Origin of the sequence: Bradyrhizobium sp. AT1, from assembly GCF_001590795.1 — a bacterium.
Taxonomy (GTDB): domain Bacteria; phylum Pseudomonadota; class Alphaproteobacteria; order Rhizobiales; family Xanthobacteraceae; genus Bradyrhizobium.
Genome location: NZ_JXDL01000001.1, coordinates 1,200,299 through 1,207,120, shown reverse-complemented (window position 1 = coordinate 1,207,120; position 6,822 = coordinate 1,200,299). Strand labels below are relative to the sequence as shown.

Below are 6,822 nucleotides of genomic sequence, written 5' to 3'. Positions count from 1 at the left end.
GACATCGTCGTCACCACTGACGCCATCGTCGAGGGCGTGCACTATCTTGCCAGCGATCCCCCTGACACCATCGCGCGCAAGGCGCTGCGGGTGAACCTGTCCGATCTCGCCGCCAAGGGCGCAACGCCTGCCGGCTTCGTGCTGACGCTGGCGCTGCGCGGCAAGGAGGATGGCTGGCTGCGGCCCTTTGCGGACGCGCTAGGCGAAGACGCCAGGGAATTCGCCTGTCCGCTGCTCGGCGGCGACACGGTCTCGACGCCGGGTCCGCAGATGATCTCGATCACCGCCTTTGGCCGCGTGCCGCAGGGACGCATGGTCGGCCGGACCGGGGCGAGACCGGGCGACCGCATCCTGGTGACGGGCACGATCGGCGATGCCGCGCTCGGCCTCGACGTGCTCACGGGCGGGGCCGCCGCCGCGGCGCTGGCGTCCGATGCTGCAGCCAGGGACGCCCTGGTCTCGCGTTATCGCGTGCCGCAGCCGCGCAATGTGCTGGCGCGGGCCGTGCGCGATCATGCAACCGCGGCGATGGACGTCTCCGACGGGCTTGCCGGCGACCTGGTGAAGCTCTGTGCGGCCTCCGCCGTCTCGGCCACGGTCGACGTGGCAAGCGTGCCGCTCTCGGCCGAAGCGGCAAGCCTCATCGCCGGCAACCTCGTTTGCGTCGAGACGCTGCTTGCCGGCGGCGACGATTACGAAGTGCTGTGCACTGTTCCGCCGGCACAGGTCGATGCGCTGATCGCGGCGGGGCGGGCGGCCGGCCTTCCCGTCACGGTGATCGGCACAATCGTCGCAGGGACAAAGAGGCCGCGCTTCCTGGACGGGCAGGGCCAGGAATTGGTCTTGCGGCGGCTGTCCTACAGCCACTTCTAGGAATTGCTCCAAACCGGCATCTTAGTTCTCGGCACTTGGCCTAAATACCTGCCGAGATCGGCGTTTTCTGCCTTATCCGGCGTTGCACCCTCAATTTGATTTTGGCAAGCTCGCGGCCGACTGAAGCCGCCCCTTTTGGGCAAGGGGCGGCTTTGTTCGAAATCAAGGCGCCGCACCGCTCGACGGACAACAAAAGGCGCCGGGGGTACATCAAGGATCTGAGGCAAACATCACATGACAGCATTATGGTTGATAGTGCTCTGCGGAGTGCTTTCCGTCGTCTACGCGATTTGGGCGACGTCTTCGGTATTAAGCGCGGATGCGGGGTCGCCGCGCATGCAGGAGATCGCAGGCGCGGTCGCTGAGGGCGCACAGGCCTATCTGCGCCGCCAGTACACGACGATCGGCATCGTCGGCGTGGTCATCTTCGTCTTGCTCGTCTATTTCCTCGGTATCTATGTCGCCATCGGTTTCCTAATCGGTGCGGTCCTGTCGGGGGCGGCCGGCTTCATCGGCATGAACGTCTCGGTTCGCGCCAATGTGCGCACCGCGCAGGCCGCGACGACGTCGCTCGCCGGTGGCCTCGAGCTCGCCTTCAAGGCCGGCGCGATCACCGGCATGCTGGTGGCGGGTCTCGCTCTGCTCGGCGTGACGCTCTATTTTGGCTTCCTGGTGCATTCGCTGAAGCTTGCGCCTGACAGCCGCACCGTCATCGACGCCATGGTGGCGCTCGGCTTCGGCGCCTCGTTGATCTCGATCTTCGCCCGTCTCGGCGGCGGCATCTTCACCAAGGGTGCGGACGTCGGCGGCGACCTCGTCGGCAAGGTCGAGGCCGGAATCCCGGAGGACGATCCGCGCAATCCCGCGACCATCGCCGACAACGTCGGCGACAACGTGGGCGACTGCGCCGGCATGGCCGCCGACCTGTTCGAGACCTATGCGGTGACCGCGGTTGCCACCATGGTCTTGGCGGCGATCTTCTTCGCCAAGACGCCGATCCTCGCCAACATGATGACGCTGCCGCTCGCGATCGGCGGCATCTGCATCATCACCTCGATCATCGGCACCTTCTTCGTCAAGCTCGGGCCCAGCCAATCGATCATGGGCGCGCTCTACAAGGGTCTGATCGCAACCGGCGTCCTGTCGCTGATCGGCATTGCGCTGGTGATCCACTACCTGATCGGCTTCGGCAAGCTCGAGGGCGTCAACTACACCGGCATGGCGCTGTTCGAATGCGGCGTGGTCGGTCTCGTCGTCACCGCGCTGATCATCTGGATCACCGAATACTACACCGGCACGGACTATCGTCCGGTGAAGTCGATCGCCCAGGCCTCGGTGACCGGCCACGGCACCAACGTGATCCAGGGCCTTGCCATCTCGATGGAAGCGACCGCGCTGCCTGCGATCGTGATCATCGCCGGCATCCTGGTCACCTACAGCCTCGCCGGCCTGTTCGGCATCGCGATCGCGACCGCCACCATGTTGGCACTGGCCGGCATGATCGTCGCGCTCGACGCCTTCGGCCCGGTGACCGACAATGCCGGCGGCATCGCCGAGATGGCAGGCCTGCCCAAGGAGGTGCGCAAATCGACGGACGCGCTCGACGCGGTCGGCAACACCACCAAGGCGGTGACCAAGGGCTACGCGATCGGCTCGGCCGGTCTGGGTGCCCTCGTGCTGTTCGCAGCCTACAACGAGGATCTCAAGTACTTCGTTGCCGGCTCCGCGAAGTATCCTTACTTCGCCGGCGTCAATCCGGACTTTTCGCTGAACAATCCCTACGTGGTCGTCGGTCTGCTGTTCGGCGGCCTGCTCCCGTACCTGTTCGGCGCGATGGGTATGACGGCCGTGGGCCGCGCGGCGAGCGCGATCGTCGAGGAGGTCCGGCGCCAGTTCCGCGAGAAGCCGGGCATCATGCAGGGCACCGACAAGCCTGACTATGGCAAGGCGGTGGACTTGCTGACCAAGGCGGCGATCAAGGAGATGATCATCCCCTCGCTGCTGCCGGTGCTGTCGCCGATCGTCGTCTACTTCGTGATCTACCTGATCGCGGGCGGCGGCGCGGCCGGCAAGTCCGCGGCGTTCTCCGCGGTCGGCGCGATGCTGCTCGGCGTAATCGTGACGGGCCTGTTCGTCGCGATCTCCATGACCTCGGGCGGCGGCGCCTGGGACAATGCCAAGAAGTACATCGAGGACGGCCACTTCGGCGGCAAGGGCTCTGATGCCCACAAGTCGGCCGTGACTGGCGACACCGTCGGCGATCCCTACAAGGACACGGCGGGCCCCGCGGTGAATCCGATGATCAAGATCACCAACATCGTGGCCCTGCTGCTGCTGGCGATTCTGGCGCACTGAGCGGCGCAGACAAGGTAATAGAAAGCCCCGCGGCGCGAGCCGCGGGGTTTTGCTTGGCAAGCACCCCATTCGCTCCCTGCGAACAAACACGGAGATCAATCCATGTCGCTCTCGTCCGCCAGGAATTATGCACTCCGCGCTGCCAAGTCGCAGGATCAGAAGGAGGCCGCCGAATTGTTGTCCAAGGCCATCCTGGAGCTCGCTCTGGCGATCGAGGCCACCGATGCCAAGGTCAAGAAGATCAACAAGTCGTCCTAGGGGCGATGCGCTTGTCAGGTGGCCGCACGACTCCGGCGCCGAAGGCTCACGCCTTGGCTCCCGATCCTTGCTCGGTCCTCCGCGCGAACACATCCTTCGCTGCGAACAGACCGTTCAGGGCCGCCGGGAAACCGGCATAGACGGCCATCTGCATGAGGATCTCGACAATCTCCTCTCGGCCGAGCCCGACATTCAGACCCGCCTCGATGTGCACCTTGAGCTGAGGCGTGGCGTTCCCCATGGCCGCGAGCGCTGCGATCGTGGCGATCTCGCGCGAACGGACGTCGAGCCCGGGCCGTGAGTAGATGTCGCCGAATGGAAATTCGAGGATATAGGTGGCGAAGTCCGGGGCGATGTCGCCGAGCGCCGCCACGACCTTATGGCCGGCCTCTCCGTCGATCTCAGCGAGTGCGCGCCGACCGCGCTCCAACCGGCTTTCGCCGGCGTTCGGGAAGTGTTGCATCATAATCCTTCATCCTCTGTTCCGTTTCGGCATAGCCGCCGATCTTGGTGTCGAGGACGAGAAGGCAGGCATTGAGCTCGTCGACGCGGGCCCGTACGCTTTCGCGATGCCGCTCCAGCAGTGCGCGCCGTTCGGCCTCGGTGCCGCTGCCGCGATCCCGGAGCTCCGCGTAAAGCAGCATGTCCCGGATCGGCATACCCGTCGTCTTCAGGCGGCCGAGAAACTCGATCCAGACAAGGATCGAAGGATCGTAGTCACGTCGGCTGGATCGATCCCGGTCGGCGTAAGGCAACAGTCCGATCCGCTCGTAGTAGCGGATCGTATGGGCCGTCAGTCCTGAACGCTTGGCGAGTTCGCCGATCTTCATGCCCTGTCTCTCATCACGACGCACGCAAACTACGAGTTTGAGCGCGCTCTAAGTCAAGAGACATTCTGGTCCGGCCAGCGAACTGCGTAGGGCGGATTCGCGAAGCGTAATCCGCCATCTTGTTTGCCGATGCAATCGGCGGATTACTCTGCGGTAATCCGCCCTACAGGCTTGAGCGTGCCTCTACTGCACGTCCATCTGCAGCCCTTCCTTCTGAATGATGCCGGCGAATTTCTTCGTCTCGGTATCCACGAAGGCGGCGAACTGCTCGGGCGTGCCGTAGTCGGCGCGGGCGCCCATGGCGGCGATCTGCTTCTTGATGTCGTCGCGCTCCAGCATCGCCTTGACCTGGAGATTGAGCGCGTTCAGCACCTCGGGCGAGACGCCCTTCGGCAGGAAAACCGAGAACCAGGACGAGACGTCGAAACTCGCCAGCTCCGGCGCGCTCTCGCGCATGGTCGGCAGGTTCGGCGCGAGCTCGCTGCGGTCGGTGGTGGTGACGCACAGGCCGGTGAGGGTGCCGTTCTGCACCTGCGGCAGGCTCGGATAGAGATTGTCGAACAGGATCTGGATGTCGCCGGCGAGCGCGGCCTGAAGCGCGGGACCTGCGCCGCGGAACGGAATGTGGGTCATCTTCAGCCCGGTGAGCTGCAGGAACCAGGCGCCGGTGAGGTGAGGGCTCTGGCCGACGCCGGAGGAGGCGTAGCTGAGCTTGTCCGGATTGGCCTTCAGGTATGTGATCAGCTCGGCGATCGACTTGATGCCGGTCTTCGGATGCGCCGACACGATGTTCGGGATCCGGATCATGTTGGAGACCGGCTGAAGCTGGTCCGGCTTGTAGGTGAGATTCTTGAAGATGCTGTAGGCGATCGCGTTCGGACCGGGATTGCCGATCAGGATGGTATGGCCATCAGGCTTGGCGCGCACCACCTCGGCGGTGCCGATGGTGCCGCCGCCGCCCGAGCGGTTTTCCACGACGGCCGACTGGCCCCAGGCGGTTTGCAGATGCGCGGCCAGCAGCCGGCCCATCACGTCGGTCGAACCGCCGGCCGCGGCCGGCACGACCAGGCGAACGGTCTCGGTGGGCTTCCAGTCCGCAAGGCTCGATCGCGGCAGGATCGCCGCGGCCGAAAGACCGGCAGCACCGGCGAGCACGCGACGGCGGGACAACAAGGTGTTCTGAATTTTCTTGGACAACGAATCCACTCCCAGCTTTTATTTTGCAGGGAGCGTAGGGAACCCGGTGCGTCACGGCAAGTCGCCTGCGGCGGCACGACGCCGCAGGCTGAAGGCTCAGTTAAAGCTCAGCAGCTTGAACAGCGGCGTGAGATAGCTCATCTCCTGGCCCGACGTCGGCGTGGTGCGGCTGATGAAGTCGAAGATCTTGCCGTCCTGCAAGCCGTAATTCGCCAGCCGGCGCACGCGCCGGTTCTTGTCGAAATAGATCGCGATGACGCGCTGGTCGACCACCTTCTGGTTCATGAAGGCGACCATGCGCTCCGAGCGCTGCGAGATATAGTAGAACACTTCACCGTCGAGGGTCGCGACCGTCGAGGGGGTGCCCATCACGATCAGCACCTGGTCCTGGCTCGCGCCGATCGGGATCTGCTCCAGCGCGCCGGGCGGCAGGATATAACCCTTCTGGAACTGCTCGCCGGTGCAACCCGCGAGCGCCGCGCCGATCAAGGTGACGGCCGCGAGCATGCGGAAGGCCCGCCAGCGTGCATGAAGGCCGCGCCGCTTGTCAGCGCGCAGGCTGGTCTGGATCGTTGTGGTCATAGCGGAACTGATTCCGTCCCCTTGCGTCGCGCGAGGCGCTGAAGTACCGGGCAGGGCGTCTGAATGCAACTCGCGCGCGCCCGCTTGCGGAAACCACAATGCTTTGGCCGTTCAATCACTTCAGGAAACCCCGGCTAACCCCGGCGGGCACCATTGAAGCCATCTATGGCATGATCGTGACGCAGGCGCGAGAACCCATATTTTACCGCGACTTGGGCGTGCCCGATACGGTTAACGGGCGTTTCGACCTGTTGCTGCTGCATCTGTGGCTGCTGCTGCGCCGCCTGCGCACGGTTCAAAGCGCCACGGAGCTGTCCCAGGCGCTGTTCGACCGATTCTGCGAGGATATGGACGACAATCTGCGCGAGATGGGGGTGGGCGACCAGACCGTGCCGAAGCGGATGCGCGAGTTCGGCGAGGCGTTTTACGGCCGGGTTCAGGCCTATGACCTGGCCATGGAGGCCGGCGGCACGGCACTGGCAGAGGCGATCTGCAAGAATATCTTGAACGGGACCGGCCTGGACCAGGCGCAGAGGCTCGCGGCCTATGCCCGGGCCAGTGAGGCCGATCTCGGCCGGACTGAAGAGGCTGCGCTGCTGCGCGCCTCCTTCAGGTTTCCGCCAGCTACGCCCAAGGATGTCACGCCATGAGCCGACCGAATACCGAATCCAGGCCCGATCCCTGGCGGTCCCCCGTCATCGTCGCGCAGATCCCCGACACCGGCCTG

At 64.8% G+C, this 6,822-nt stretch carries 8 protein-coding genes; 4 read left to right on the top strand and 4 right to left on the bottom strand.

Annotated elements, in window-relative coordinates:
- The 3 genes from thiL to SE92_RS36505 all read left to right on the top strand — a co-directional run.
- A partial coding sequence (gene thiL, locus SE92_RS05670; protein ID WP_063194850.1) for a thiamine-phosphate kinase occupies window positions 1-873 on the top strand: 873 nt, incomplete at its 5' end.
- 234 nt (window positions 874-1,107) lie between these two features.
- Window positions 1,108-3,228, top strand: coding sequence for a sodium-translocating pyrophosphatase (locus SE92_RS05665; RefSeq protein ID WP_063194849.1), 2,121 nt, complete (start codon window positions 1,108-1,110; stop codon window positions 3,226-3,228).
- 102 nt (window positions 3,229-3,330) lie between these two features.
- A complete protein-coding gene (locus tag SE92_RS36505) occupies window positions 3,331-3,486 on the top strand; it encodes a hypothetical protein (RefSeq protein WP_008129438.1) in 156 nt (51 codons plus the stop codon).
- Window positions 3,487-3,532: 46 nt separating this feature from the next.
- On the opposite strand, the gene SE92_RS05660 is transcribed toward SE92_RS36505, so the two are convergent.
- The 4 genes from SE92_RS05660 to SE92_RS05645 all read right to left on the bottom strand — a co-directional run bounded on the left by SE92_RS05660 (window position 3,533) and on the right by SE92_RS05645 (window position 6,095).
- The gene (locus SE92_RS05660) at window positions 3,533-3,949 is read right to left on the bottom strand and encodes a carboxymuconolactone decarboxylase family protein (RefSeq protein ID WP_157095842.1); all 417 of its coding nucleotides are present in this window, start codon (window positions 3,947-3,949) and stop codon (window positions 3,533-3,535) included.
- Window positions 3,888-4,316: a MerR family transcriptional regulator gene (locus tag SE92_RS05655; RefSeq protein WP_063194847.1), complete on the bottom strand. Its 429-nt coding sequence runs from the start codon at window positions 4,314-4,316 to the stop codon at window positions 3,888-3,890. The genes SE92_RS05660 and SE92_RS05655 overlap by 62 nt, the downstream gene beginning before the upstream one ends.
- A gap of 183 nt (window positions 4,317-4,499) precedes the next feature.
- On the bottom strand, window positions 4,500-5,501 hold the full coding sequence (locus SE92_RS05650; protein WP_063203361.1) for a Bug family tripartite tricarboxylate transporter substrate binding protein: 1,002 nt from the start codon (window positions 5,499-5,501) through the stop codon (window positions 4,500-4,502).
- A 108-nt stretch (window positions 5,502-5,609) separates the two neighbouring features.
- Window positions 5,610-6,095: an outer membrane protein assembly factor BamE gene (locus SE92_RS05645; protein WP_063194846.1), complete on the bottom strand. Its 486-nt coding sequence runs from the start codon at window positions 6,093-6,095 to the stop codon at window positions 5,610-5,612.
- Between the two features lie 98 nt (window positions 6,096-6,193).
- Between SE92_RS05645 and SE92_RS05640 the strand changes: the two genes are divergently transcribed.
- On the top strand, window positions 6,194-6,745 hold the full coding sequence (locus tag SE92_RS05640) for a ubiquinol-cytochrome C chaperone family protein (RefSeq protein WP_063194845.1): 552 nt from the start codon (window positions 6,194-6,196) through the stop codon (window positions 6,743-6,745).
- Window positions 6,746-6,822: the final 77 nt, after the last annotated feature.